A 25,421-nucleotide genomic window follows, 5' to 3' on the forward strand; every position below is an offset into this window, starting at 1 on the left:
CAGCCTTTTTTTATTCGCGCCAGAGTATGTGGCACAACTTATGGTCTTTCTCGCGACACAGCAGTACGCGGGCAAAGATGTCGTTAATCTCGCCGCCGTCCGTCTCAGCAAGACCAATCACCACCTCGGCGAAGAAATCCGGGTTGAGGTCATAATCGACATGTTCGGCCCAGTCTTCAGACGGATCGAACAGCTCAGCGCCGCCGCGTTCCTCAAACTGAAGGTTGAACAGAATGACGTCTGCCGGGTCGAGATTGTCGACGGCCAGTTCGAGAAAAATATCGTAGGCCTGCTCGAGTGTTTCGTCTTCGGTCAGGCGATTATTCAGATCCATTTCCATGATGACTACCTTTTAACAACGTTGGGCACGTTTTACAGCAACGGACTAAAGAAGTAAAACAGTCGTTCGGCAATTCGGTGCCACAGCGGACGTTTCAACCACAAGCGGGCGTCCAGCAGGCGCGAGCGCGAAATATAATCGTCCTGCACCGCGGCTAAATCAGCGCCAAAACCGGCATCATCAATCACCAGTGTGATCTCAAAATTGAGCCACAGGCTGCGCATATCCAGGTTAACCGTTCCCACCAGGCTCAGCTCACCGTCGACCAGCACGCTCTTGGTGTGCAGCAGGCCGCCTTCAAACTGGTAAATCTTGACCCCGGCAGCCAGCAGTTCGCTGAAGAAGGCCCGACTGGCCCAGCCGACCAGCACCGAATCGTTCTTGCGCGGCAGGATAATACTAACATCGACACCGCGCTGTGCGGCAGTGCAAATAGCGTGCAGCAGATCGTCGCTCGGCACAAAATAAGGCGTGGTCATGATCAGGTATTCGCGGGCGGAGTAGGCCGCCGTCAGCAGCGCCTGATGAATGAGATCTTCCGGGAAGCCGGGGCCGGAAGCAATGGTGTGAATGGTGTGCCCGCTGGCCTGCTCGAACGGCATGATATTGGCATCTGGCGGCGGGGGCAGGATACGTTTGCCGGTTTCGATCTCCCAGTCGCAGGAGTAGACAACGCCCATCGCGGTGGTGACCGGGCCTTCCATGCGGGCCATTAAATCAACCCACTGACCGACGCCCGCGTCCTGTTTAAAGAAGCGTGGGTCGACCATGTTCATACTGCCGGTATAGGCGATATAGTTGTCGATCAGCACCATCTTGCGGTGCTGGCGCAGGTCCATCCGGCGCAGGAACACGCGCAGAAGATTGACTTTTAACGCTTCGACCACTTCGACACCGGCGTTGCGCAGCATCGGTGCCCAGTTGCTGCGAAAGAAGGCGACGCTGCCCGCAGAGTCGAGCATCAACCGGCAGTGAATGCCCCGACGCGCTGCCGCCATCAGTGACTCGGCAACCTGATCGGCCATCCCGCCCGGCTGCCAGATATAAAACACCATCTCGATGTTATGGCGGGCCAGCTGAATATCGCGGATCAGAGCCTGCATTACGTCATCGGAGGTGGTCATCAGCTGGAGTTGATTGCCTTTCACCCCACCAATGCCCTGACGGCGTTCGCAGAGCTGAAATAATGACGCCGCCACGCTGCTGTTTTCTTCTGCAAAAATGTGTTTGCAGGATTTAAGATCGTTGAGCCATTTCGCCGTCGAGGGCCACATGGCGCGCGCGCGTTCCGCCCGTCGTTTACCGAGGTGGAGCTCGCCAAAGGATAAATACGCAATAATACCGACCAGCGGCAGAATAAAAATCACTAACAGCCAGGCCATGGCAGAGGGAACCGCCCGACGCTTCATCAGGATACGTAATGTCACCCCCGCGATCAGCAGCCAGTATCCCAGAATGACCAGCCAACTCACCACGGTGTAGAAGGTTGTCATAGTAAAAAATCCTTTTGAAAGCGTATTGTTAAGAGTGTACGCGTCAGGATTGTTCTGGCAAATAAAAACGGTAGATAAAAGCGCTGGTTTGCCGCAGGCAAGGGACTATAATGAGCGCTCCGTTTTGGGAAGAGTTGTAAACATGAAGCGCAGTAGAACAGAAGTAGGGCGCTGGCGCATGTTACGACAGGTTGGTCGTCGTAAAGCGCGTTGGCTGGAGGCTCAATCCCGCCGTAATATGCGTATCCACGCTATCAGAAAATGCAGTTTAAACCGTCATCGCAATGCGTTGCTGTTCGCCGTTCACGATCTTTGAATGGCATAAGGGCACCCTCAGAGGTGCCCGTTGTTTTTTTGTCGCCCGTATTTCGAAAAGGAGGATGAAATGTTTGCGGATTTGGGTGTACTCAATTTTTGGACCTATGTGGTCGGCGCGATTTTTATTGTGCTGGTACCGGGCCCCAATACCTTATTCGTGTTAAAAACCGGCATTGGGCACGGGGTTAAAAAGGGCTATCTGGCCGCGAGCGGTGTGTTTATCGGCGATGCGGTACTGATGTTCCTGGCGTGGGCAGGGGTCGCGGCGCTGATTCAGACCACGCCGGTGCTGTTTAATATTGTCCGCTATCTCGGCGCGTTCTATCTGTTATGGCTGGGTGGCAAGATGCTCTGGTCGGTGGCGAGACATAGCCAGCAGGGCGAAAGCGGTGGCATGGAGCCGGCAAAAACGATCATGAAACGCTCGTTAGTGCTGAGCATGACCAACCCGAAAGCGATCCTGTTTTATGTGTCGTTCTTTGTGCAGTTTATTGACGTTAATGCCCAGAATACCGGCGTGGCGTTTATGATCCTCGCGGTCACCCTGGAAATCATTAGCTTTATCTACATGAGCTTCCTGATTTTCTCCGGCGCGTTTGTCACCCGCTACCTGAAAACCAAAAAGAAACTAGCGAAGCTGGGGAATGGACTGATAGGGCTGCTGTTTGTGGGCTTTGCGGCAAGGCTGGCGTCGCTGCAATAAGCGGCAATATAAAGAAAGGCTCCTGATAAGGAGCCTTTCTTTATCCTAAAAAACTTTCTTATATGGCTTTACCATGACGTTCTCATACACGCCAGCCGCCACGTACGGGTCATCCTGCGCCCAGGCTTGTGCTGTTTCCAGCGATTCGAACTCCGCAATCACCGTGGACCCTGTAAAACCAGCCGCACCGGGATCGTTGCTGTCTACAGCAGGCATTGGACCTGCGGTCAGTAATCTGCCTTCATCATGCAGCAGCTGCAAACGCGCCAGATGGGCAGGGCGCACAGAAAGACGTTTTTCCAGGGAATCAGCAACGTCTGTAGCGTAAATTACGTAAAGCACGGCGGAGCTCCTTAAGCGATAAAAGTGCGAATTACGTTATGTGAAAGTGGCGATGACTGCAATGTAAAGATAAACACATTGTTAAGACCCTGTTCATTGCGTGCCTTTTTTCACCGGCTGAACGTTTAATTCGGACGAAATTTAACAGCCTTATTGAATATGATTGCTATTTGCATTTAAAATCAGGCCCTGGCTTTTCAACTGAAATGATTATGACTTCAATGACTATTGATCTACCTCGCCGCTTCCCCTGGCCGACGCTGCTTTCCATTGTGGTTCATGGCGCCGTCGTTGCAGGTCTGCTTTATACCTCGGTAAGTCAAGTTATTGAAATGCCTGCTCCCGCGCAGCCGATCTCGGTCACCATGGTATCTCCGGCCGAACTGGAGCCGGTGCAGGTGGCACCGCCGCCGGAACCGGTTGTTGAACCTGAGCCGGAACCCGAGCCAGAGCCTGTTCCAGAGCCGCCGAAAGAAGCCCCGGTGGTGATCCACAAGCCGGAGCCAAAGCCAAAACCGAAGCCGAAACCAAAACCGGTGAAAAAGGTCGAAGAGCGTCCGAAGCGTGAAGAACGTCCGGTAGAGCCACGTGCTGCGCAGCCTGCACCGAATACGGCGCCTGCTCGTCCGGTGATGAACACTTCCCCGACCACCGCGAAGCCGGTTGCCACGGCACCGTCTGGCCCTCGTGCGCTGGCCCGTAATCAGCCACAGTACCCGGCGCGTGCGCAGGCATTACGTATCGAAGGGCGCGTGCGCGTGAAGTTTGACGTCACCTCCGACGGCCGCGTGGAGAATGTCGAAGTGCTCTCCGCACAACCGGCAAATATGTTTGAGCGTGAGGTGAAAACGGCCATGCGCAAATGGCGCTATGAGGCCGGGAAGCCGGGCCGCGGACTGATCGTGAATATTGTCTTCCGCCTTAATGGCGGGGCGCAGATGGAATAATGAGAAAAGCCTCCGACAGGAGGCTTTTTTTATGCCTGCGGTAACACGCGTGGTTTGCCGTCGCTATCCACCGCCACGTAAATGAACAGGGCTTCGGTGGCTTTGTAACGCTGACCGATAGGTTCTGAGGAGACCTTCTTCACCCAGACCTCAATGTTGATCGACACCGAGGTATTGCCGCGCTTGACGCAGCGCGCATAGCAACACACTACATCACCCACCGCAACCGGTCGCAGAAAGGTCATCCCGTCGACTCTCACTGTCACCACGCGGCCCTGGGCAATCTCTTTGGCGAGGATCGCGCCACCCATATCCATCTGCGACATTAACCAGCCGCCAAAAATATCACCGTTTGCATTGGTGTCAGCGGGCATTGCCAGCGTGCGTAATACCAGTTCACCCTGTGGCGCATCTTGTGTTGTCATTGGTTTGCTCAGCTTATAACGAAGTGGCCCGGGCGAATCCACCCGGGCAAAGGGATCAGTTCTTGTCGTCTTGCGGCATGTGGCGGTAGATGTAGACGCCGCTCAGCAGGGTGAAAATCAGCGTCAGCGCAGTCAGGCCAAACACCTTGAAGTTGACCCAGATATTCTGCGGCAGCCAGAAGGCGATATAGATATTCGCCAGACCGCAGAGAATAAAGAACACCGCCCAGGCGATATTTAAACGCGACCAGACGGTCTGCGGCAGGGTCAGCTCTTTACCCAACATGCGCTGAATCAGCGGCTTTTTCATAACCCACTGGCTGAACAGCAGCGCCCCGGCAAACAGAACGTAAATCACGGTGACTTTCCACTTGATGAACTCATCGTTGTGGAAAAAGACGGTCAGTCCGCCAAAAAACGCCACCAGCACAAAGGTGATGAGCGCCATCTTCTCGACTTTACGGTAGCGCACCCAGCTGTAGATCAGCACGATTGCTGTCGCGACGATCAAGGCAGTGGTTGCTGCATAGATGTCATAAAGTTTGTAGAAAGCAAAAAAGACGACCAGGGGTAAAAAATCAAGAAACTGCTTCATTCTTCGATTCCATCATCGGCGATGGCCTGCGCGCATGGCTCAGACCATCAGAAAAATTACTGGCGAATTAAGGTATACAGGCGGAACAAATAGACGAGTAACACTGCGGAGATCAGATTACTCAGCGTATTTGCCACCACCGCGCCGACGTTCGGCGTCAGTACCGCAAGGTTTGGCGCAAACAGCAGCAGTAAGGTTTTTGCCAGCAGCCAGCCCATTACCGCCGGGGCAACCAGACGCATATTAGACCATGCCAGCCGGATGCTGCTACGCATGGCGACAAAAATGCCCATCTTGTCCTGCGCCACCATGACTGGGGCGAAGGCCAGCACAATGGCGAGTAATACGCCCGGTACCACGACCAGCATAATCCCGATCTGGATAAGCATCGTGGTTAAAAAGATGAGGATAAACAGTTTCGGCAGCAGCGGGGCGCTGGCACCAATCGCCCGCAGTGCGCTGATGCGTTGCCCTGCAGAAACCATCTGGATCATCAGCAATACGCCGCCCACAAGGATGGCGTTGCCAATTAACCCGGAGAAGGTTGAGGCAGCAGACGCCCGCAGCAGGATCTGCTGTTGTTCAGGCGTCATGTTTTGCACCATCTCAAACAATCCAACGCTGCTGGCGATGCTATCGCCATCGCTCAGGCTGGCAATTTGCTCCTCACTCGGCGAAAAGGCATGACCAAGTACCACCGTGATAAATGCGCACAATAAGGCGATCAGTAAGAAGGTAACGAACTGATTGCGGAAAAAATTCCCCGTGTCACGGTAGACAGACTTCGCCGTGATAGACATGCACTCTCCTTGAGTATTGCAGGTATTAATTAGCGGGCAATTGTACCCTGGATAACTGCCCGGTGGCAGTATCAAGGCTGGTATGGAAAAGCATATCTTTGTAAAGCCCTCGTAATGCCTTGCGGTAATTTTGCGCAGTTGTTATCGCGCTGCGCTTTGTTTGCCTGAAAAGGCAAAATTGATCCAGACAGTCACTACCATTTTTTGCCAGAGGTTGAAAAAATTAATTTAGATCAATGAATGTTAAATTGTTGAATCTAATGTGATCGCGGTGAGATCACTTAATAATCATTTGTGGGTATATTCCGTCCTTCAATAAAACCATAACGAGGGAATGGATATGAAAAAAGCAGCGCTCGCAGCACTGATTCTGAGCAGTATTTCCGGCGGCGCAATGGCCCATGAAGCAGGGGAATTCTTTTTCCGCCTCGGGTCCGCCACGGTACGCCCCACGGAAGGATCGGACAATGTTCTGGGTTTGGGCGGTTTTAACGTCAGTAACAATACTCAGGCCGGGATGACCTTTACCTGGATGGCCACCGATAACGTTGGCGTTGAACTGCTGGCGGCCACGCCGTTTCGTCACAAGGTCGGTACGGGTCCAACCGGAGACATCGCCACGGTTCACCACCTGCCGCCTACTCTGATGGCCCAGTGGTATTTCGGTGATGCAGGCAGCAAGCTTCGCCCCTATGTTGGCGCCGGGGTCAATTACACCACCTTCTTTGATGAGAAGTTTAACGACACCGGTAAAGCGGCAGGCCTCTCCGACCTGAGTCTGAAAGATTCCTGGGGCGTGGCGGGGCAGGTGGGGCTGGATTATCTGATCAACCGCGACTGGCTGATTAACATGTCGGTTTGGTACATGGATATCGACACCGAGGTGCGCTTCAAAGCGGGAGACCAGCAGCAAAATATCAGTACCCGCCTTGATCCGTGGGTGTTTATGTTCTCGGCGGGGTATCGCTTCTGAAAGTAAGAAGGCCCCGAAGGGCCTTTTTTATTTACGACTCAAAAGCAGGCCGAGGACAATACCTACCGCGCCTGCGGCAATGAGGCCGCTAAGGGGATTATTTTTAACCGCGTCGGTAACATCAGTAACAACGTCACTGGCCTGAGCGGCATATTTGCGCCCGGCACCCTTCAACTGATGTTTTGGAGAATCAACAAATTCGCCAAACTGCTGCTGCGCAGCACCGGCCGCCTCATCCAGTTTGTTCTTCGCTTTTTCACCAGCATATTGTGCATCGTTATCAAAATTAGGGTCTGACATAACGTTCTCCTTTTCTGGTCAATGTAAAGCATAGACTCAATGGGGATATCCTGAAGAAAATGGGATTATTACTAAGACAGGAGCGCGGGACCAGAAGTGGATGAAACAGGCGTGGGAAACCGTTTTGAAAGCGGAAACTGCGAGAAAACTCGATGAGTTCAATTTTTACAGCAAGCCGCCTGGCGACACCAGGCGGCGGGCAGGTTACTGCGGACGGGTTGCCGCTTTCATTTCGCTGACGAATGTTTTCAGCTCGCTCAGCATTTGCTCCGGATGGGCGACATTCTTCTCGATGATCTTGACGATCGCTGAACCGGAAATCGCGCCGGCAGCCCCGGCATCGATCGCGCCCGCGACCTGGGCAGGGGCCGAAATGCCAAAGCCCTGCAGCGGCGGTGCTGCGTGATATTCTGCCAGCTTTTCAACCAGGTGATGCAGCGGCAGTGCGGCCTGGGTCTCGGTACCCGTTACCCCGGCTCGTGACAGCAGGTAAGTATACCCGTGACCGTGAGAGGCAATCTGGCGCAGCAGTTCGTCGTCGGCGTTCGGTGGGCAGATAAAGATCGGCGCAACGTTATGGCGCATCGCCGCCTGGCGGAACGGTGCAGACTCTTCCACCGGGACATCGGCGACCAGCACCGAGTCCACCCCAACGCGCGCGCACTCGGCGTAGAATGCGTCGATCCCGCGGTTAAATACCAGGTTGGCGTACATCAGCAGGCCGATCGGAATGGTCGGATGCTTCTGGCGAATGGTCGCCAGCATCTCAAAACACTGGGTCGGGGTGACGCCTGCAGCGAAGGCGCGCAGGGTCGCGCTTTGAATAGTCGGGCCGTCGGCCAGCGGATCCGAGAACGGGATACCCAGCTCCAGCGCGTCGGCACCGGCTTCAATCAGGGTATCGATAATTTTCAGCGACTGCTCCGGGGAGGGGTCGCCCAGGGTCACAAAGGGAACAAATGCGCCTTCCTTGCGGGCCTTAAGTTCAGCAAATACGCTATCGTAACGTTCCATCACATTTCCCCTCGTGCTTTCAAAATATCGTGAACGGTGAAGATATCTTTATCACCGCGACCGGAAAGGTTCACCACCAGCAGTTGCTCTTTTTCCGGGTTTTCTTTAATGATTTTCAACGCATGTGCCAGGGCGTGAGACGACTCCAGCGCCGGGATAATCCCTTCTTTACGACACAAGGTTTTAAAGGCTTCCAGCGCTTCGTCATCGGTAATCGAGACATATTCCGCGCGACCAATGCTGTTCAGGTGCGCGTGCTGCGGCCCGACGGACGGGAAATCCAGCCCGGCAGAAATCGAGTAAGATTCTTCAATCTGCCCTTCATCGGTCTGCATCATTGGCGATTTCATGCCGAAGTAGATCCCCACCCGGCCATGCTTCAGCGGCGCGCCATGTTCGCCGGATTCGATACCATGACCGGCAGGCTCAACGCCAATCAGACCCACGCGCTCGTCGTCAATAAAGTCGGCAAACATACCAATGGCGTTGGAACCACCGCCCACGCAGGCGATCACTGCATCTGGCAGGCGTCCTTCTTTTTCGAGGATCTGCGCTTTAGTCTCTTCGCCGATCATGCGCTGGAATTCACGCACAATGGTCGGGAACGGGTGCGGGCCCGCTGCGGTACCCAGCATATAGTGGGCGTTTTCATAGTTGCCAGACCAGTCGCGCAGGGCTTCGTTACAGGCATCTTTCAGCGTTGCAGAGCCGCTGTGCACCGGGATCACTTCGGCACCCATCAGACGCATACGGAACACGTTCGGCGACTGACGCTCAACGTCTTTGGCACCCATGTAGATGCGACATTTCAGGCCGAGCAGGGCGCTGGCAAGTGCAGAAGCTACGCCGTGCTGACCGGCACCGGTTTCGGCGATAATTTCCGTTTTGCCCATCCGTTTGGCCAGCAGGGCCTGACCCAGTACCTGGTTGGTTTTGTGCGCGCCACCGTGGAGGAGATCTTCACGCTTCAGATACAGCGTGGTGCGGGTGCCTTCGGTGAGGTTGCGACATTTGGTCAGCGCGGTTGGACGGCCGGCGTAGTTTTTCAGCAGGTCGGTAAACTCAGCCTGGAAAAGCGGATCTTTTTGCGCACTGACGAAGGCTTCTTCCAGCTGGCGCAGCGCGGGCATCAGGATCTGCGGCACATACATGCCGCCAAATTCGCCAAAGTACGGATTTAATAATGTGGTCATCTTCTCTTCCTTAATATGCACGCAGCGTTTTAAACACCGAGGCCAGCTTGCTGGCATCTTTAATGCCAGGCTGCGCCTCAACGCCTGAATTGAAATCGAGACCTGCGCAGCCTGCTTTGGCGGCTTCGACGCAGTTATCCGGGCTTAAACCACCGGCGAGCAGGACATTGTCCAGCTTCTCACCGTTGAGCAGCGACCAGTCAAAACGTTGTCCGCTGCCGCCCTGGCCGTTATCCAGAACATATTTATCCACCTGCTGGAGCGTACGGGACGGCAGAGTGTCGCTGACGCTGAGCGCTTTCCAGATTTGCACCTGCGGGGCCAGGACGGCGCGCAGAGCATCGATATAAGCTTGATCTTCGCTGCCGTGCAGTTGAACGGCGGCAAGTGACAGCGCCTCGGCGCGGGCAGCAACCGCAGCGATTGCCGCGTTGCGGAACACCCCCACATAGCGTAACGGCGCGGCGGCCATCACTTGACGAGCCTGTGGCTCGGTAACGTTGCGCGGGGAGGACTCAACAAAAATCAGCCCACCGTAAATGGCCCCGGCTTCATGTGCCGCGACGGCATCTTCCGGGCGCGTCAGGCCGCACACTTTATTCTCACCCAGCAGCACGCGACGTACCGCAGCACCCAGATCGGCCTGCTCCATCATCGCGGAGCCAATCAGAAAGCCGTTGGCGAAGTGGCTTAGCTCACGAACCTGGGCATAGGTATTAATCCCCGACTCGCTGATCACCGTGACGCCCGCGCCCAGACGCGGCGCCAGCTGGCGGGTGCGATTCAGGTCGATAGAGAGATCGCGCAGGTCACGGTTATTAATACCCACCACCCTGGCCTCCAGCGCGATAGCCCGCTCCAGTTCCTCTTCGTTGCTCACTTCGGTCAGCACGCCCATGTTCAGGCTGTGTGCCACGGCAGCAAGCTGGCGATACTGTCCGTCATCCAACACTGAGAGCATCAGCAGGCAGGCGTCGGCCTGATAAAAACGCGCCAGCCAGATTTGATACGCGTCGATAATAAAGTCTTTACACAAGATTGGCTGCGGGGCGATCCCGCTAACCACCGGCAGAAAATCGAAACTGCCCTGAAAATACTTCTCATCCGTCAGCACCGAAATCGCCGACGCATGGTGCTTATACACGGCGGCAATCTGCGCCGGGTCGAAATCATCGCGGATCACCCCTTTTGATGGGGAGGCTTTTTTGCACTCCAGGATAAACGCAGTGCGTGCACCCTGCAGGGCATCATAAAAACGGCGGCTGCTCGGCACGACGTCGTTCTGGAAGCTGGCGAGCGGTTGCTGCTGTTTGCGCGCCTCAACCCAGATGGCCTTATCGGCAACGATTTTCGCTAACACGGTCTGCATTTTTTATCCTCTTGCCGCAAGTGCGGTCACCCGGTCGTACGCTGCGCCTGAGCGCAGCACATCCATCACGGTACGCGCGTTTTCCTGTAAATCTTCTTCACCGTGCAGACGCATCAGCATGGCGACGTTGGCGGCCACTGCGGCCTCATGCGCGGGTTCACCTTTACCTTGTAACAGGCGCGTCAGAATGTCACGGTTTTCTTCCGGGGTGCCGCCTGCCAGCTCCTGCTGGTGATACGGGGTTAATCCAAAGTCTGCCGCTTCCAGCTGATAACTTTTTATTTCGCCGTTGTGCAGCTCGGCCACCAGGGTCGGCGCATGCAGAGACACTTCATCCATGCCACCGCTGTGCACAACCGCAGCGCGCTGATAGCCCAGCACGCGCAGGGTTTCGGCAATCGGCAGTACCAGCTCCGGGCTGTAGACGCCAATCAGCGCCAGCGGCGGGTGAGCCGGATTAATCAGCGGGCCAAGCACGTTAAACAGGGTGCGGGTTTTCAGCTGCTGGCGTACCGGCATCGCATGGCGGAATCCGGTGTGATATTTCGGCGCAAACAGGAAGCAGACGCCCAGATCGTCCAGCGCATCGCGGGATTTCTCGGCATTCATCTCCAGATTGATCCCGAAGGCGGCCAGCAGATCCGACGAGCCGGAACGACTGGACACGCTGCGGTTGCCGTGTTTCGCCACTTTCATGCCACAGGCGGCGGCGACAAAGGCGCTGGCGGTAGAGATGTTGATGCTGTTGCTGCCGTCACCGCCGGTGCCGACGATGTCGGCGAACAGGTAGTCAGGACGCGGGAAGGGGGCGGCGTTTTCCAACAGGGCGGTGGCCGCACCGGCAATCTCCTGCGGTTGTTCACCGCGCACTTTCATGCTCACCAGCGCGGCAGCAAGCTGCTCAGGTTTCAGCTCGCCACGCACCACGGCAGAGAACAGCTGATGGCTCTCCTGCTGGCTCAGGGTCTGCGCCTGGTACAGTTTTTCCAGAATTGGCTGCAGGCTGTTGGTCTGCTCCAGTTTCTGCAGCGCCCAGTTGAGGGTTTGCTCCAGCAGACGCGCGCCTTGCGAGGTCAGAATCGATTCCGGATGAAACTGCAAACCGCACACCCTGTCGGCGTCGTGACGCACGGCCATCACCATTCCGTTGTAGTGGGCATTGATGGTCAGACCCGCCGGGATATTGCTCCCGACCAGTGAGTGATAGCGTGCCACCGGCAGCGGATTCATCAGCCCGGCAAACATCGCCTGGCCGTCGTGTTCAATGCTGGAGGCTTTGCCGTGGAGGATCTCACCGGCCTGGCCAACATAGCCGCCGTAGGCTTCGACTATGGCCTGGTGACCCAGACAGATGCCAATGATCGGCAGCTTGCCGCGCATGCGGGTGAGGAGTTCCGGCATACAGCCCGCTTCGCTTGGCGCGCCTGGCCCAGGGGAGAGCATCAGCACCGGGTTTTGCATGGTGCCCAGACGCTCAATTAAGGTTTGCGCCGGAACATGGTTACGGTAAATCACCACGTTATGGCCGTTAGCACGCAGCTGATCCGCCAGGTTATAGGTAAATGAGTCGATATTATCGAGCAGCAGAATGTCAGCCATCAGAAAATCTCCTGTGCGTGATGGGCAGTCGCAATGGCGCGCAGTACCGCTCGGGCTTTATTGCGGGTTTCGTCAGCTTCAGACTGCGGAACCGAATCCAGAACAATGCCAGCCCCGGCCTGGACGGTGGCGATCCCCTCTTCAACGTAGGCGGAGCGGATCACGATGCAGGTATCCAGATCGCCGTGCGCCGTGAAGTAGCCGACTGCGCCGCCATAGCTGCCGCGACGACGGCCTTCGGCTTGGGCGATAAGCTGCATGGCGCGCACTTTTGGCGCCCCGCTCAGGGTGCCCATGTTCATGCAGGCGCGGTAAGCGTGCAGCACATCCAGATCGCGACGCAGTTCCCCCACCACGCGGGAGACCAGGTGCATCACGAAGGAGTAGCGGTCCACTTTGGTTAAGTCGGCCACGTAGCGGCTGCCCGGGGTGCAGATGCGCGCCAGATCGTTACGCGCCAGGTCAACCAGCATCAGGTGCTCGGACATCTCTTTCTGGTCGGTTCGCATTTCAAGCTCAATGCGGCTGTCAAGATCGCGATCCAGCGAGCCGTCGGCGTGGCGACCACGCGGGCGGGTGCCGGCAATCGGATAGATTTCAATCTGGCGGCTGGTGGCGTCGTACTTCAGGGAGCTCTCCGGCGAGGCGCCGAACAGCGTAAAATCGTTATCCTGCATAAAGAACATGTAGGGGCTGGGATTGCTTTTCTTCAGCACGTCATAGGCTGCCAGCGGGGACGGGCAGGGCAGCGAAAAGCGGCGAGAAGGTACCACCTGGAAAATCTCGCCCGCGCGAATCGCTTTTTGCATCTGGCGGACCACTACGCCAAACTCATCGTCCGTCTGGCTACAGTCGGTGCGCATCTGCTCTACGCGCTGGACCGGCAGCTCTGACGGGGCTTCGTTCATCTGCTCCTGCAACTGCGCGATACGCTGTTCGAGGCGCTGTTTCTCGCCTTGCAGCGGCGTAAACAGGCTGGCCTGAATGCGGGTAGATTTTTTCTGGTGGTCGATCACCAGTAAAGTTTCGGCGAGATAGAAGCAGTAGTCCGGGCAGCGATTTCCCTGCTCCAGTTCAGGCAGCGCTTCAAAACCGGCCACCAGGTCGTAGGCAAACAGCCCGCCAAAGAACATCGCTTCCCGCTCGTTTTCCGGCACGTTGACCAGGTTCTGCAGCAGGCGGAAGGCGTCAAACACCGACAGTGAGCACAGGCGCGCGTCTTCATCGAGCAGCTGGCTGACCGGCGGGAAGTGCAGAATACGGGCATCCGGACGGGGTTCATTTTCAATGCCTGCCGGCAGGACGCCATCAAGCAATGGAAGCAGCGCCGCACCGTTTTCGGACAGAGCCTGCAGGGTAACGGTGTTGCCCAGCGCGGTGATGCGCAGGGCACTGTCGACCAGCAGCAGACTTTTCAGATCGTCTTTGCTGTCGATATCCGCCGATTCCAGCAGCAGCGTGGCAGGGCGCGCGCCGCAGACCTGATGGAACAGCGCCGTAGGGTTGTGGCGATACGCCGCCTCACGGGTCAGCAATTCGAGGGTAGGTTTGGCTGTTTGCATTATGTTGTTCTCTTTATTCTGTTCAAAAAAAGGCCCGCTCAGTGGCGGGCCAGGTATCTGTATGCTTTACGCAGACGTGCGACACTGCCCGACAATCAGGATGTGCGCCACCAGCTGTGCAGAGTGAATTGTGCGGTCATGGACAGATACCTCGTTGAGTGAACTTGCGTACTAGTTAACTAGTTCGATGGCCTAATGTCAACCCCCCGATTTCAGAATTTCACCACATGCCGCTATTATGGCGGCGCAGATATTGACGATCAGTGACGGGAGCCGCTTTGAGCGACACGAATTACGCAGTGATTTATGATTTACACAGCCACACGCAGGCCTCTGATGGCCTGCTCACACCCGAAGCCCTCGTCCACCGCGCCCATGAGATGCGCGTCGGCACGCTGGCGATCACCGATCACGATACCACCGAGGCGATTGCCCCGGCGCGGGCTGAAATTACCCGTAGCGGTTTGCCGCTTACCCTGATAGCGGGGGTGGAGATTTCGACCGTCTGGGAAAACCACGAAATTCATATCGTCGGGTTGAATATTGATATTGAGAACCCGGCCATGCGCGCATTTCTTGAAAAGCAGAAGGTGCGTCGGACGCTGCGGGCCGAACTTATCGCCGAACGTCTGGACAAAGCCCATATTCCCGGTGCATGGGAAGGGGCCCTGAGTCTGGCAAATGGCGGCGCGGTGACCCGCGCACACTTTGCCCGTTTTCTGGTCGCACAAGGCAAGGCGAATAACATCGCCGACGTGTTTAAAAAGTACCTCGCACGGGGGAAAACCGGATACGTTCCACCCCAGTGGTGTACAATAGAACAAGCTGTTGATGTCATTCATCATTCTGGCGGCAAGGCGGTGCTGGCCCATCCGGCGCGGTATAACCTTTCTGCCAAATGGCTGAAACGTCTGCTGGCGTACTTCGCCGAACAGGGCGGTGACGCGATGGAAGTCGCGCAGTGCCAGCAGGCGCCCAACGAGCGCAGTCAACTGGCTGAGTATGCCCGCCAGTATGGGCTCTTTGCCTCCCAGGGCTCCGATTTCCATCAGCCTTGTCCATGGATCGAGCTGGGACGCAAACTCTGGTTACCCGCAGGTGTAGAGCCGGTGTGGCAACTCTGGGAACAGCCGACGCCAATTGAAGAGAGGGAAGTATGAGTCAATTTTTCTATATCCATCCTGACAATCCGCAGCCGCGTTTGATCAATCAGGCCGTGGAGATCGTGCGTAAGGGCGGGGTCATTGTCTATCCGACAGATTCTGGCTACGCGCTGGGCTGTAAGATCGAAGATAAAGGCGCGATGGAGCGTATCTGCCGGATCCGTCACATTCCGAACGGGCATAACTTCACCCTGATGTGCCGCGATCTTTCGGAGCTGTCGACATACTCCTACGTGGATAACGTGGCATTTCGCCTGATCAAAAATAATACGCCAGGGAATTACACCTTTATTCTCAAGGGTACCAAAGAGGTACCGCGCCGCCTGCTGCAGGAAAAACGCAAAACCATCGGCATGCGCGTGCCGTCGAACCCGATAGCCCAGTCACTGCTGGAGGTGCTCGGTGAGCCGATGCTGTCGACATCCCTGATGCTGCCGGGCAGCGAATTTACCGAGTCCGATCCGGAAGAGATTAAAGACCGCCTCGAGAAGCAGGTGGATTTGATTATTCACGGCGGCTATCTCGGCCAGCAGCCCACCACGGTGATTGATTTAACGGAAGATGCGCCGGTGGTCGTGCGTGAAGGTGTGGGTGACGTTAAACCTTTCTTGTAAAGGTGGAAACGAGGCCATCATTATAGCGGTAATTTCTCCGCTATTATGACCCTATTCGACTCCTGTGAAGGCGCACAAGTAAAATAAAAAAATTGTAAATCAATCTGTTGTAGCACCGCTAAAGCTGTCACGTATGTTGCGTGACAGCTTTAGCGGTGCTTTGTATCATCCCTTTTATGCACATCATTTTCGAGTCTGTAACAGGCTTCACTGTTGACATAACCCTGATGAAATCGCCTAACGATTGTGCACAGTGGTGTCTTACCACCAACGGGCAATAAAACTTCTGTTTTACGAAATCTGGGAAGGAACAGCCGCTGCATGCTGATAGAACAGATGGAAATTTGTAGGATTAGGTATCAAATGTAAGCCAGCATGATTGCTGGCTTGTTTTGGGAGCTTATCGGAAGTACAGAACAGATCCGGCGATAACGATTGATAGCAAACCGAGAAGAGAGAAACCGTACTCGGCAATAAACCAGGTTTTGAGATGGGGCGATAATCCCCGAATGAAGGCAACATCATCATTGGTACTGTCTACTGAGCTTTTACCAAAGATCAATGGATTCACGATAAAGTTGATTTTCGCTGCATAACCTGTGCTAAATCCTATGGAATCAGCGTTGTCGAAGATAATCGCCCCAGCCGGGAGATAACCAAACTTTTCTTTATACAGAGCACAGATCGCGGAGAAACGCTTTTTGTTGAGAGATGAAAGCACCGCTACAGCTACACCGCAAACAAGGCTTAACCCTCCAAACCCGCAGATAATCACATCTGATAGAGTGAGCATTTATTTAACAACCTCATAAATTTTCTCACCTGTAAATTCCCCGACGTTGCTACCAACCTCACCGACACCATAACCAACTGCACCTGACACGATTACACCACAAGCTAACGCGCCAACGGCTCCGACTTCTATGGTTAAAGCGCCGAGCACTACCGAACATGCCGCTGTAGCACCACTATACACTGCTGAGGAAGTGTAAATACCCGCAGCAGTACCAACGCTAAATCCGCCGACCTGAGTAAATGCCGCTTTTTCACAATCGTTTCCTACAGTGCAGGCTTCATAAACTTTGTCCAGCCTGTTAGCGCCATCGAGAGTAATACCAACATAGCCAACTGCTTTCATCATCTTCACGTATTTGGCTGCGTTTTCCATAAAGGTGGCGTAGCCCTCAATGTCAGAAACCCCCGTCTGATTCCAGCGATGAGTGATTGAACGGGTTGAAAGCCCTAACGCACGCTTTATATCTGGATAATCTTGCAACGCGAGCTTATGGAGGGTGAAATCGCTAAGGATTCCATTAAGTTCGCTGAATAGTTGCCGTCTCTGAACATAAAACTGCTCACTTATCAGTGATCGGCTGGTTATGTACTGATTTTTGTATGCCTGTTGAATCCTGGTGAGCACACTTTCGATCTTTTCGAAGTATTTCCCCGCAGCATCTGAGGCAATCCCTGCAGTCGTACTGGCGCGAGAAGTAAAGAGATCAATGGTGTCTTTATGTTTATGTAAGAAGGTAGCTTCTTGCATAGTCAGCGGTTCTAATGCTGCATCAACTCGCGCTTTCGCGGCTTTCATGTGTGCAATCTGTTCGTCATCCTGCTTTTTAGGATCAACCAGAAGCATAATAGAACCGGCTTTATAGCTTTTATTTGCACCGTTTAGCGTAGCGAATAGCTCTTTGGCTCCTGCTGGTGGATTCTCAGTGAATAGCAAACGTTGCCAGGCTTCTGTAGTACCGCCATAGGGAAGAACAGCAAAACCTGCATCGATACCTGTTTTCTTCTTCGCTGTCTGTGCGTGCTGTATTGGGTCAGTATCTGGATGAGCTTTTAGAGTGAGTGAGGTGGATAGTGGAGCCACAGTCGCTGAGCCTGCATTTCCGAATGCCTGTGGTTCTTCTTTTTCATACATGGGGTAAGCATTAGAGGGGCGTATTTTTGACCTACAGGGGCATGAACTGTAGCTATCAAGTGACCCTGCAACACGTCTGTTATCTGCGCCATCCGTAAAAATCGAGATCCCACCAATAATCTTGTATGTGTTGCCATCTTTGCCGCATGTTACAGGGTCGCCCTCTTTCGCTATCGGTTTGCCGAAGGCAATGCCCAATGCGGAGCCTACAACAATCTTGCCTCCGCAGGATGTTCTGTCTCCCTGGCAAAGCACAATTCCTGTCGCCATAAATCCCTCTACTTGTTATGGATATAATCACAGAGGTCATTTTACAAACTCTAACCACATGCACAACAAGTAGTGGACTTAAACAAAACTGCTTTTCGTAACAGAAGGTTATATGGTTAAGCACGCGCAGTAACGCTTTGATAACTCTCACACAGGGGATGTTGACCTGTCCCCCGTTGATTAATACACCGCGATGTGAGAAATGTCTTCATCAGTCACATGAGGACATCACCATCAAGAAGCGATTTTCCGACTAACAGATCATCAGTATCCGCGAGGCTGAAGCCGGGATTTCGGCCCCATAGCCCTGAATTTTGAGTTTGAACTCTCCACGGTTCATCGTTCCATTCTGCACAAGGGGAATGAAAGGGCGGCTCTGATTCATGATCACTTCGGCTTGCTTTTTGGCTGTTAGTACCAAGACTCAGATGCAACAAAACTTGTTGAATCATTTAGTCTAAAGTTAGTGTAATATGTGCGCCCACGAATCATTGTGTGTGACAGCTTGTGTAACATATTGTTTGCCATGCTGTGTACCATGAAATAGTTACATATCAGTGAGTTAAGCTGCTGTTGATGCTAACTCGTTGTTCTTGAAAGTATACCAGACGCCTGTGAAGGCGACACCTGAAGGAAGCTCAATGAGCGAGAAGTTACAGAAAGTGCTGGCCCGCGCCGGCCACGGTTCACGCCGTGAAATCGAAACCATTATCGAAGCAGGTCGCGTCAGTGTGGACGGCAAAATTGCCACGCTGGGCGATCGTGTGGAAATTGTCGCCGGTCTTAAAATCCGTATCGACGGTCATCTGATCTCAGTGAAAGAATCCGCTGAGCAGATTTGCCGCGTGCTGGCGTACTACAAGCCGGAAGGCGAGCTCTGTACCCGTAACGATCCGGAAGGCCGCCCGACGGTATTTGACCGTCTGCCTAAACTGCGCGGTGCGCGCTGGATCGCCGTTGGCCGTCTGGACGTGAACACCTGCGGCCTGCTGCTGTTCACCACCGACGGTGAGCTGGCAAACCGTCTGATGCACCCAAGCCGTGAAGTGGAACGTGAATACGCCGTGCGCGTGTTCGGCGAAGTGGACGAAAATAAAATCCGCGACCTGTCCCGTGGCGTTCAGCTTGAAGATGGCCCGGCCGCGTTTAAAACCATCAAATTTACCGGTGGTGAAGGTATTAACCAGTGGTACAACGTCACCCTGACCGAAGGGCGTAACCGTGAGGTGCGTCGTCTGTGGGAAGCGGTAGGCGTGCAGGTTAGCCGTCTGATCCGCGTGCGTTACGGTGATATCCTGCTGCCGAAAGGCCTGCCTCGCGGCGGCTATACCGAGCTGGATTTAACCCAGACCAACTATCTGCGTGAGCTGGTGTCGTTGACCCCGGAAACCACGTCGAAAGTGGCGGTTGAAAAAGATCGCCGTCGCATGAAAGCGAACCAGATCCGCCGTGCGGTCAAACGTCACAGCCAGGTTAGCAGCAATAATCGCCGCTCTGGCAGTCGTAACAATAACGGCTAAAACAAAACCCGCCTCGGCGGGTTTTTTGTTAATAGTCGATGCCGATTTGCGCTTTAACGCCTGCATCAAACGCATGCTTGACTGGCCGCAGTTCGCTGACGGTATCGGCCATCTCCATAATATCCCGATGACAGCCGCGCCCGGTGACGATCACCGTCTGATGCGCGGGGCGATTGTTCAGCGCATCCACCACATCCTGCAGCGGTAAGTAGTCGTACGCCACCATATAGGTAATTTCGTCCAGCAGGACCATATTCAGCGCCGGATCTGCCAGCATCCGCTTCGCGTGATCCCACACCGCCAGGCAGGCGGCCGTGTCCGTTTCGCGGTTCTGGGTATCCCAGGTAAACCCGGTCGCCATCACCTGAAATTCCACTCCATGGGGTTCGAGCAGATTGCGCTCACCGTTCGGCCATTCACCTTTAATAAACTGGATCACGCCCACTTTTTGCCCATGCCCGACGGCGCGGGTCGCGGTGCCGAAGGCGGCAGTGGTTTTGCCTTTGCCGTTGCCGGTGAAGACGATAATAATGCCGCGCTCGTCCTTAGCAGCGGCAACGCGGGCATCGACCTGATCTTTCAGGCGCTGCTGGCGCTGCTGATGACGTTCATCACTCATTGAGAAATTCCTGGTTTACGGCCGGGTTGGGCATCAAAGGTCATACCGGTTTTGCGGCGACTGTCATCGCCCATCAGCCACAGATAGAGCGGCATAATGTCGGCGGGGGTTTTCAGTTTGTGCGGATCTTCGCTCGGGAACGCGTTGGCGCGCATTTTGGTGCGCGTGCCGCCGGGGTTGATGCAGTTCACGCGCAGATGGCGGCTTTGGTACTCTTCGGCCAGCACCTGCATCATCCCTTCGGTGGCGAACTTGGATGCCGCATAGGCACCCCAGTTGGCGCGGCCCTGGCGTCCGACGCTGGAGGAGGTAAAGACCAGCGAACCGGATTCGGACTGCAGTAATAAAGGAAGCAGTGCCTGGGTGAGGAAAAAGGTACCGTTGACGTTCACCTGCATCACCTGCTGCCAGATGGCAGGCGTCTGTTGATCCATCGGGCACACTTCCCCGAGCAGGCCTGCATTGTGTAAAACGCCGTCCAGACGCGGGTAGTCGGCGGCGATGCTCTGGGCTAGCGCCTGGCAACTTTCCGGGGTGCAGGTCAGCAGATCGAGAATGTATGCCCGCGCGGTGTGGCCTCCTTCATCGCTGATAGTGCGAATAACGTCGTGCAGTTTCTCTTCGTTACGGCCCAGCAGGATGACGTGAGCCCCATGGCGGGCGTAGGTCAGCGCGGCTTCGCGGCCAATGCCGTCGCTGGCGCCGGTGACCAGGATAATACGATTTTGCAGTAGATCTTTTTGCGGTTGATAGTGCAAGGTGACTCCTCTGGCGCGCGTTGGCGCTACCCATGCTGTGCGGGTACTTTTCGGCTTTATGCCCGAAAGCGCGCAGGATTTCAATCAGTCTATCGGAGAGTTCACTGTAAAATTAACAATTTGCAAAACATTTTTCACGTCAGTCAACATTCCTGAAGAGGACTCGCAAGCCTGTTGTCATGGGCGAGACGCCTGGCACAGGCTGATGTACACTGAGTGATAAAACAAGTGGTTAAATCAAGGTGGTCGTGTGGAATTACTTTCTGAATATGGTTTGTTTTTGGCCAAGATCGCGACGGTAGTGATAGCCATCGCAATTGTCGCCTTGCTCATTGTGAATCTGACGCAGCGCAAGCGTCAGCGCGGTGAGTTGCGCATTACCCGTTTGAGCGAGCAGTACACTGAGATGCAGGAAGAGATGTCGGTCGCGCTACTCGACCATCATCAGCAAAAGCAGTGGCACAAAGCGCAGAAGAAAAAGCACAAACTCGAGGCGAAAACCGCGAAGCTGAAAGCCAAACAAGGGCAACGTGAAGAGGTGGCTAAACCGCGCGTCTATGTGCTGGATTTCAAAGGCAGCATGGATGCGCACGAAGTGACCTCCTTGCGTGAAGAAGTGACCGCCGTGCTTGCCGTGGCAAGAGTGGAGGACCAGGTCGTTCTGCGTCTCGAAAGCCCGGGCGGGGTGGTTCATGGTTACGGTCTGGCATCATCCCAGCTGCAGCGCTTGCGCGATAAGAAGATCCCGCTGACCGTGGCGGTAGATAAAGTCGCCGCCAGTGGTGGTTACATGATGGCCTGCGTGGCTGACAAAATCGTCGCTGCGCCGTTCTCTATCATTGGCTCCATCGGCGTGGTTGCGCAGATCCCGAACTTTAATCGCTTCCTGAAGAACAAAGAGATTGATATCGAACTGCACACGGCGGGCCAGTACAAACGCACGCTGACCCTGCTGGGTGAAAACACCGAAGAAGGGCGGCAGAAATTCCGCGAGGACCTCAATGACACGCATCTGCTGTTCAAAGGTTTTGTGAAGCAAATGCGTCCAACGCTGGATATCGATCAGGTGGCAACCGGTGAGCACTGGTACGGCACGCAGGCGCTGGAAAAAGGGCTGGTGGACCAGGTCGGCACCAGTGATGATTTGCTGCTGGAACTGATGGACGGTCGCGAGCTGGTAGGGGTTCGCTACACGCGGCGGAAAAAACTGATGGATCGGTTTACCAACAGTGCCGCTGAAAGCGCGGATCGTCTACTGCTGCGTTGGTGGCAGCGTGGGCAAAAACCGCTGCTCTGAACAAAACGCGAGGCTTATGCCTCGCGTTTTTCATTAATCGACCAGGTGATACTTCTCTGAGAGCGCGTGCGCCAGGTATTTAAACATGTTAAATACCGCCGTGCTTTTTGGGGTCGGCAGACCTTGCTCATCCAGATAATATTCGCCGCTGAACACCAGCACGCCGTTGCGCTGTTCAACACCGGTGGCATCGATCCCTGCCATCGTGTCCTCATGCTCACGAATGAGTTTATTTGCTTCAACAAGCAATGTTGCTCGGTCGATAGGTTGGGTAGTTTGCTGCATTATCCACTCCTTAAACAGTGACATTAGTCTACGCCGCAGCGGTGGCGGGAGCAAATTTTCCCCGATTTAGCGTACTCAGGGCAACGGGGGCGACGCTGGCGCGATTTGCTTTTGCATGCTAATAAAGTTGCGTAACAGATTTTATCAGGTAGAGTGTGCGCTTTCGTCAATCTGGCAATAGATTTGCTTGACATTCGACCTAAGTCTCGTCGTGAAGTCACAGTGATGCGAGAAAAATCCTGTTATCTCAACCACCTGGGTGAAGCTGTTTTTATACCTGATCCGAAAAGGGGGTTGATATCCACTGATGACGCCGCTATATAAATGTCTCGTCGCCAGTGGAAGGTGAACTCACGCGACGTATTCCTGGAAGAAACAAATTAGGTAAAGGTGAATATGGGTAAAGCTCTCGTTATCGTTGAGTCCCCGGCAAAAGCCAAAACGATCAATAAATATCTGGGTAATGACTACGTGGTTAAATCCAGCGTCGGTCATATCCGCGATCTGCCGACCAGTGGCTCAGCCAGCAAGAAGAGCGCCGACTCTACCTCCACCAAAGGGGCTAAAAAGCCTAAAAAGGATGAACGTAGCGCGCTTGTGAATCGCATGGGGGTTAACCCGTGGGATAACTGGCAGGCACAATACGAAGTGCTGCCGGGCAAAGAGAAAGTCGTCAACGAGCTGAAACAGCTGGCAGAAAAAGCCGACCACATCTATCTCGCAACTGACCTTGACCGCGAAGGGGAGGCCATTGCATGGCACCTGCGGGAAGTGATCGGGGGTGATGACTCACGCTATAGCCGCGTGGTGTTTAACGAAATTACCAAAAACGCGATCCGCCAGGCGTTCGAAAAGCCGGGTGAGCTGAACATCGATCGCGTTAACGCCCAACAGGCGCGTCGCTTTATGGACCGCGTTGTGGGCTATATGGTCTCTCCGCTGCTGTGGAAAAAGATCGCCCGCGGTCTGTCTGCTGGCCGCGTCCAGTCGGTTGCCGTGCGTCTGGTGGTTGAACGTGAACGCGAAATCAAAGCGTTCGTGCCGGAAGAGTTCTGGGAAATTGACGCCAACGTGACGACGCCAGGTGGCGACATGCTGCCGCTGGAAGTTTCTCACCACAACGATAAGCCGTTCCGTCCTGAAAAACGCGAACAGACGATGGCTGCGGTGGCAATCCTGGAAAAAGCCCGCTATCAGGTGCTGGATCGTGAAGACAAACCGACCAGCAGCAAACCGGGCGCACCGTTTATCACCTCCACCCTGCAGCAGGCGGCAAGTACCCGTCTGGGCTATGGCGTGAAGAAAACCATGATGATGGCGCAGCGTCTATATGAAGCCGGCCACATTACTTACATGCGTACTGACTCTACCAACCTGAGCCAGGACGCGGTAAGCATGGTGCGTGACTACATTGGCGACAACTTTGGCAAAAAATACCTGCCAGAGAGCGCTAATCAGTACAACAGTAAAGAGAACTCGCAGGAAGCGCACGAAGCCATTCGTCCTTCTGACGTCTCGGTGCTGGCGGAATCGCTGAAGGATATGGAAGCGGACGCGCAGAAGCTGTACCAGCTGATCTGGCGCCAGTTCGTGGCCTGTCAGATGACGCCTGCGAAGTACGACTCCACCACGCTGACCGTGGGGGCGGGCGAGTTCCGCCTGAAAGCGCGCGGACGTATCCTGCGCTTTGATGGCTGGACGAAGGTGATGCCTGCGCTGCGTAAGGGTGATGAAGACAAAACCCTGCCAGCGGTGAACACCGGCGATGAACTGACGCTGGTTGAATTGCTGCCTGCGCAGCACTTCACCAAACCACCGGCGCGCTTCAGCGAAGCATCACTGGTTAAAGAGTTAGAAAAACGCGGTATTGGCCGTCCGTCTACCTATGCGTCGATCATTTCGACCATTCAGGATCGCGGCTATGTGCGTACGGAAAACCGCCGTTTCTACGCGGAAAAAATGGGTGAAATCGTTACCGATCGCCTGGAAGCCAACTTCCGCGAGCTGATGAATTACGACTTTACCGCGCAGATGGAAAACAGCCTTGACCAGGTGGCCAACCACGAAGCCGAGTGGAAGAAGGTGCTCGACAGCTTCTTCGGCGACTTCACCAACCAACTGGAAAAAGCAGAAAAAGACCCTGAAGAGGGCGGCATGCTGCCGAATCAGATGGTGCTGACCAGCATCGACTGTCCGACCTGTAGCCGTCAGATGGGGATCCGTACCGCGACCACCGGCGTCTTCCTCGGTTGCTCGGGCTATGCGCTGTCGCCGAAAGAGCGCTGCAAGACCACCATTAACCTGGTGCCGGAAAACGAAGTCCTGAACGTGCTGGAAGGTGACGATGCGGAAACCAACGCACTGCGCGCCAGGCGCCGCTGTAACAAGTGCGGTACCGCCATGGACAGCTACCTGATCGATCCGAAACGCAAGCTGCATGTCTGTGGTAATAACCCGACCTGCGACGGCTACGAGATTGAAGAAGGCGAGTTCCGCATCAAGGGCTATGACGGCCCAATTGTTGAGTGTGAAAAATGTGGTTCTGAAATGCACCTGAAAATGGGGCGTTTTGGTAAGTACATGGCCTGCACCAACGAAGAGTGTAAGAACACGCGTAAGATCCTGCGTAATGGCGAAGTCGCGCCACCGAAGGAAGATCCGGTGCCATTGCCGGAGCTGCCGTGCGAGAAGTCCGATGCTTACTTCGTCCTGCGTGACGGTGCGGCGGGCGTCTTCCTGGCCGCGAACACGTTCCCGAAATCGCGCGAAACCCGTGCGCCGCTGGTGGAAGAGTTATACCGTTTCCGCGATCGTCTGGCAGAAAAACTGCGTTACCTGGCCGATGCCCCTCAGCAGGATCCAGAGGGCAACAAGACCGTCGTGCGCTTTAGCCGTAAAACCAAGCAGCAGTACGTTGCAGCGGAAAAAGACGGTAAAGCGACCGGATGGTCGGCATTCTACATTGACGGTAAATGGGTTGAAGGCAAAAAATAAG

The 25,421-nt window shown here is 54.8% G+C and carries 26 protein-coding genes, 1 pseudogene and 1 other annotated feature; of the genes and pseudogenes, 9 read left to right on the top strand and 18 right to left on the bottom strand.

Features of this window, described 5'->3' with window-relative positions; all coding sequences use genetic code 11:
• Positions 1–10: 10 nt before the first annotated feature.
• The gene (locus tag M8014_RS20185) at positions 11–340 is read right to left on the bottom strand and encodes an HI1450 family dsDNA-mimic protein (protein ID WP_103179912.1); all 330 of its coding nucleotides are present in this window, start codon (positions 338–340) and stop codon (positions 11–13) included.
• Between the two features lie 32 nt (positions 341–372).
• Entirely contained in the window at positions 373–1,833 is a 1,461-nt protein-coding gene (gene cls, locus M8014_RS20190) for a cardiolipin synthase (protein WP_271284155.1), read from the bottom strand.
• 142 nt (positions 1,834–1,975) lie between these two features.
• Between cls and M8014_RS20195 the strand changes: the two genes are divergently transcribed.
• Both M8014_RS20195 and leuE read left to right on the top strand, forming a co-directional pair.
• Complete coding sequence (locus M8014_RS20195) at positions 1,976–2,149, top strand: YciY family protein (RefSeq protein ID WP_271284156.1); 174 nt, start codon at positions 1,976–1,978, stop codon at positions 2,147–2,149.
• Between the two features lie 69 nt (positions 2,150–2,218).
• The gene (gene leuE, locus M8014_RS20200) at positions 2,219–2,854 is read left to right on the top strand and encodes a leucine efflux protein LeuE (RefSeq protein ID WP_271284157.1); all 636 of its coding nucleotides are present in this window, start codon (positions 2,219–2,221) and stop codon (positions 2,852–2,854) included.
• 45 nt (positions 2,855–2,899) lie between these two features.
• Here leuE and M8014_RS20205 read toward each other — a convergent pair whose 3' ends face one another.
• Positions 2,900–3,196 (bottom strand): YciI family protein, encoded by a 297-nt coding sequence (locus M8014_RS20205; RefSeq protein WP_271284158.1) that lies wholly within the window; start codon positions 3,194–3,196, stop codon positions 2,900–2,902.
• 221 nt (positions 3,197–3,417) lie between these two features.
• On the opposite strand from M8014_RS20205, the gene tonB reads away from it, so the two are divergent.
• On the top strand, positions 3,418–4,143 hold the full coding sequence (gene tonB / locus M8014_RS20210) for a TonB system transport protein TonB (protein ID WP_271284292.1): 726 nt from the start codon (positions 3,418–3,420) through the stop codon (positions 4,141–4,143).
• 29 nt (positions 4,144–4,172) lie between these two features.
• On the opposite strand, the gene yciA is transcribed toward tonB, so the two are convergent.
• From yciA to M8014_RS20230, 4 genes and pseudogenes are all read right to left on the bottom strand, one after another.
• On the bottom strand, positions 4,173–4,568 hold the full coding sequence (gene yciA, locus M8014_RS20215; protein ID WP_271284159.1) for an acyl-CoA thioester hydrolase YciA: 396 nt from the start codon (positions 4,566–4,568) through the stop codon (positions 4,173–4,175).
• Positions 4,569–4,623: 55 nt separating this feature from the next.
• The gene (locus tag M8014_RS20220; protein WP_271284160.1) at positions 4,624–5,163 is read right to left on the bottom strand and encodes a septation protein A; all 540 of its coding nucleotides are present in this window, start codon (positions 5,161–5,163) and stop codon (positions 4,624–4,626) included.
• A gap of 56 nt (positions 5,164–5,219) precedes the next feature.
• The gene (locus M8014_RS20225) at positions 5,220–5,963 is read right to left on the bottom strand and encodes a YciC family protein (RefSeq protein WP_271284161.1); all 744 of its coding nucleotides are present in this window, start codon (positions 5,961–5,963) and stop codon (positions 5,220–5,222) included.
• 25 nt (positions 5,964–5,988) lie between these two features.
• Positions 5,989–6,087, bottom strand: a pseudogene (locus M8014_RS20230) (YkgJ family cysteine cluster protein); the annotation flags it as partial.
• Between the two features lie 216 nt (positions 6,088–6,303).
• Here M8014_RS20230 and ompW point away from each other — a divergent pair.
• A complete protein-coding gene (gene ompW / locus M8014_RS20235) occupies positions 6,304–6,936 on the top strand; it encodes an outer membrane protein OmpW (RefSeq protein WP_271284162.1) in 633 nt (210 codons plus the stop codon).
• 27 nt (positions 6,937–6,963) lie between these two features.
• Here ompW and M8014_RS20240 read toward each other — a convergent pair whose 3' ends face one another.
• The 6 genes from M8014_RS20240 to M8014_RS20265 form a co-directional block, all read right to left on the bottom strand.
• Positions 6,964–7,236, bottom strand: a complete 273-nt coding sequence (locus M8014_RS20240) for an ElaB/YgaM/YqjD family protein (protein ID WP_271284163.1) — start codon at positions 7,234–7,236, stop codon at positions 6,964–6,966.
• A 204-nt stretch (positions 7,237–7,440) separates the two neighbouring features.
• Positions 7,441–8,250 (bottom strand): tryptophan synthase subunit alpha, encoded by an 810-nt coding sequence (gene trpA / locus M8014_RS20245; RefSeq protein WP_271284164.1) that lies wholly within the window; start codon positions 8,248–8,250, stop codon positions 7,441–7,443.
• Positions 8,250–9,443: a tryptophan synthase subunit beta gene (gene trpB / locus M8014_RS20250; protein WP_271284165.1), complete on the bottom strand. Its 1,194-nt coding sequence runs from the start codon at positions 9,441–9,443 to the stop codon at positions 8,250–8,252. The genes trpA and trpB overlap by 1 nt, the downstream gene beginning before the upstream one ends.
• A gap of 10 nt (positions 9,444–9,453) precedes the next feature.
• On the bottom strand, positions 9,454–10,812 hold the full coding sequence (gene trpCF / locus M8014_RS20255; protein WP_271284166.1) for a bifunctional indole-3-glycerol-phosphate synthase TrpC/phosphoribosylanthranilate isomerase TrpF: 1,359 nt from the start codon (positions 10,810–10,812) through the stop codon (positions 9,454–9,456).
• A 3-nt stretch (positions 10,813–10,815) separates the two neighbouring features.
• Complete coding sequence (gene trpD / locus M8014_RS20260) at positions 10,816–12,411, bottom strand: bifunctional anthranilate synthase glutamate amidotransferase component TrpG/anthranilate phosphoribosyltransferase TrpD (protein ID WP_271284167.1); 1,596 nt, start codon at positions 12,409–12,411, stop codon at positions 10,816–10,818.
• Positions 12,411–13,973, bottom strand: coding sequence for an anthranilate synthase component 1 (locus tag M8014_RS20265; protein WP_271284168.1), 1,563 nt, complete (start codon positions 13,971–13,973; stop codon positions 12,411–12,413). The genes trpD and M8014_RS20265 overlap by 1 nt, the downstream gene beginning before the upstream one ends.
• A gap of 24 nt (positions 13,974–13,997) precedes the next feature.
• Positions 13,998–14,092 (bottom strand) — a sequence feature (Trp leader region).
• 144 nt (positions 14,093–14,236) lie between these two features.
• On the opposite strand from M8014_RS20265, the gene rnm reads away from it, so the two are divergent.
• Both rnm and M8014_RS20275 read left to right on the top strand, forming a co-directional pair.
• The gene (gene rnm / locus M8014_RS20270) at positions 14,237–15,133 is read left to right on the top strand and encodes an RNase RNM (protein WP_418939621.1); all 897 of its coding nucleotides are present in this window, start codon (positions 14,237–14,239) and stop codon (positions 15,131–15,133) included.
• Positions 15,130–15,750 (top strand): L-threonylcarbamoyladenylate synthase, encoded by a 621-nt coding sequence (locus tag M8014_RS20275; protein WP_271284170.1) that lies wholly within the window; start codon positions 15,130–15,132, stop codon positions 15,748–15,750. The genes rnm and M8014_RS20275 overlap by 4 nt, the downstream gene beginning before the upstream one ends.
• A 400-nt stretch (positions 15,751–16,150) precedes the next feature.
• Here M8014_RS20275 and M8014_RS20280 read toward each other — a convergent pair whose 3' ends face one another.
• Positions 16,151–16,543, bottom strand: coding sequence for a hypothetical protein (locus M8014_RS20280; protein WP_271284171.1), 393 nt, complete (start codon positions 16,541–16,543; stop codon positions 16,151–16,153).
• Positions 16,544–17,947, bottom strand: a complete 1,404-nt coding sequence (locus tag M8014_RS20285; protein WP_271284172.1) for a PAAR domain-containing protein — start codon at positions 17,945–17,947, stop codon at positions 16,544–16,546.
• A gap of 641 nt (positions 17,948–18,588) precedes the next feature.
• Here M8014_RS20285 and rluB point away from each other — a divergent pair.
• Positions 18,589–19,467 (top strand): 23S rRNA pseudouridine(2605) synthase RluB, encoded by an 879-nt coding sequence (gene rluB, locus M8014_RS20290; RefSeq protein ID WP_271284173.1) that lies wholly within the window; start codon positions 18,589–18,591, stop codon positions 19,465–19,467.
• 28 nt (positions 19,468–19,495) lie between these two features.
• Here rluB and cobO read toward each other — a convergent pair whose 3' ends face one another.
• Positions 19,496–20,086 (bottom strand): cob(I)yrinic acid a,c-diamide adenosyltransferase, encoded by a 591-nt coding sequence (gene cobO, locus M8014_RS20295; protein WP_271284174.1) that lies wholly within the window; start codon positions 20,084–20,086, stop codon positions 19,496–19,498.
• Entirely contained in the window at positions 20,083–20,844 is a 762-nt protein-coding gene (locus tag M8014_RS20300; protein ID WP_271284175.1) for a YciK family oxidoreductase, read from the bottom strand. Before M8014_RS20300 ends, cobO begins: the two co-directional genes overlap by 4 nt.
• Positions 20,845–21,094: 250 nt before the next feature.
• Between M8014_RS20300 and sohB the strand changes: the two genes are divergently transcribed.
• Positions 21,095–22,141, top strand: coding sequence for a protease SohB (sohB, locus tag M8014_RS20305; protein ID WP_271284176.1), 1,047 nt, complete (start codon positions 21,095–21,097; stop codon positions 22,139–22,141).
• A gap of 33 nt (positions 22,142–22,174) precedes the next feature.
• Here sohB and M8014_RS20310 read toward each other — a convergent pair whose 3' ends face one another.
• A complete protein-coding gene (locus tag M8014_RS20310) occupies positions 22,175–22,426 on the bottom strand; it encodes a YciN family protein (RefSeq protein WP_271284177.1) in 252 nt (83 codons plus the stop codon).
• Positions 22,427–22,822: 396 nt separating this feature from the next.
• Between M8014_RS20310 and topA the strand changes: the two genes are divergently transcribed.
• Positions 22,823–25,420 (top strand): type I DNA topoisomerase, encoded by a 2,598-nt coding sequence (gene topA / locus M8014_RS20315; RefSeq protein WP_271284178.1) that lies wholly within the window; start codon positions 22,823–22,825, stop codon positions 25,418–25,420.
• Position 25,421 lies beyond the last annotated feature (1 nt).

Source organism: Silvania hatchlandensis (assembly GCF_025564065.1).
GTDB classification, from domain to species: Bacteria; Pseudomonadota; Gammaproteobacteria; order Enterobacterales; family Enterobacteriaceae; genus Enterobacter; species Enterobacter hatchlandensis.

Bases quoted from the DNA above. Each gene is read 5' to 3' on its own strand.
- M8014_RS20280 (WP_271284171.1), bottom strand. From the start codon at position 16,543: ATGCTCACTCTATCAGATGTGATTATCTGCGGGTTTGGAGGGTTAAGC.
- rluB (WP_271284173.1), top strand. From the start codon at position 18,589: ATGAGCGAGAAGTTACAGAAAGTGCTGGCCCGCGCCGGCCACGGTTCA.
- M8014_RS20310 (WP_271284177.1), bottom strand. From the start codon at position 22,426: ATGCAGCAAACTACCCAACCTATCGACCGAGCAACATTGCTTGTTGAA.
- M8014_RS20265 (WP_271284168.1), bottom strand. From the start codon at position 13,973: ATGCAAACAGCCAAACCTACCCTCGAATTGCTGACCCGTGAGGCGGCG.
- tonB (WP_271284292.1), top strand. From the start codon at position 3,418: ATGACTATTGATCTACCTCGCCGCTTCCCCTGGCCGACGCTGCTTTCC.
- trpB (WP_271284165.1), bottom strand. From the start codon at position 9,443: ATGACCACATTATTAAATCCGTACTTTGGCGAATTTGGCGGCATGTAT.
- M8014_RS20240 (WP_271284163.1), bottom strand. From the start codon at position 7,236: ATGTCAGACCCTAATTTTGATAACGATGCACAATATGCTGGTGAAAAA.
- M8014_RS20275 (WP_271284170.1), top strand. From the start codon at position 15,130: ATGAGTCAATTTTTCTATATCCATCCTGACAATCCGCAGCCGCGTTTG.
- trpD (WP_271284167.1), bottom strand. From the start codon at position 12,411: ATGGCTGACATTCTGCTGCTCGATAATATCGACTCATTTACCTATAAC.
- ompW (WP_271284162.1), top strand. From the start codon at position 6,304: ATGAAAAAAGCAGCGCTCGCAGCACTGATTCTGAGCAGTATTTCCGGC.
- yciA (WP_271284159.1), bottom strand. From the start codon at position 4,568: ATGACAACACAAGATGCGCCACAGGGTGAACTGGTATTACGCACGCTG.
- cobO (WP_271284174.1), bottom strand. From the start codon at position 20,086: ATGAGTGATGAACGTCATCAGCAGCGCCAGCAGCGCCTGAAAGATCAG.
- M8014_RS20220 (WP_271284160.1), bottom strand. From the start codon at position 5,163: ATGAAGCAGTTTCTTGATTTTTTACCCCTGGTCGTCTTTTTTGCTTTC.
- trpCF (WP_271284166.1), bottom strand. From the start codon at position 10,812: ATGCAGACCGTGTTAGCGAAAATCGTTGCCGATAAGGCCATCTGGGTT.
- M8014_RS20285 (WP_271284172.1), bottom strand. From the start codon at position 17,947: ATGGCGACAGGAATTGTGCTTTGCCAGGGAGACAGAACATCCTGCGGA.
- M8014_RS20225 (WP_271284161.1), bottom strand. From the start codon at position 5,963: ATGTCTATCACGGCGAAGTCTGTCTACCGTGACACGGGGAATTTTTTC.
- M8014_RS20195 (WP_271284156.1), top strand. From the start codon at position 1,976: ATGAAGCGCAGTAGAACAGAAGTAGGGCGCTGGCGCATGTTACGACAG.
- leuE (WP_271284157.1), top strand. From the start codon at position 2,219: ATGTTTGCGGATTTGGGTGTACTCAATTTTTGGACCTATGTGGTCGGC.
- M8014_RS20185 (WP_103179912.1), bottom strand. From the start codon at position 340: ATGGAAATGGATCTGAATAATCGCCTGACCGAAGACGAAACACTCGAG.
- cls (WP_271284155.1), bottom strand. From the start codon at position 1,833: ATGACAACCTTCTACACCGTGGTGAGTTGGCTGGTCATTCTGGGATAC.
- topA (WP_271284178.1), top strand. From the start codon at position 22,823: ATGGGTAAAGCTCTCGTTATCGTTGAGTCCCCGGCAAAAGCCAAAACG.
- trpA (WP_271284164.1), bottom strand. From the start codon at position 8,250: ATGGAACGTTACGATAGCGTATTTGCTGAACTTAAGGCCCGCAAGGAA.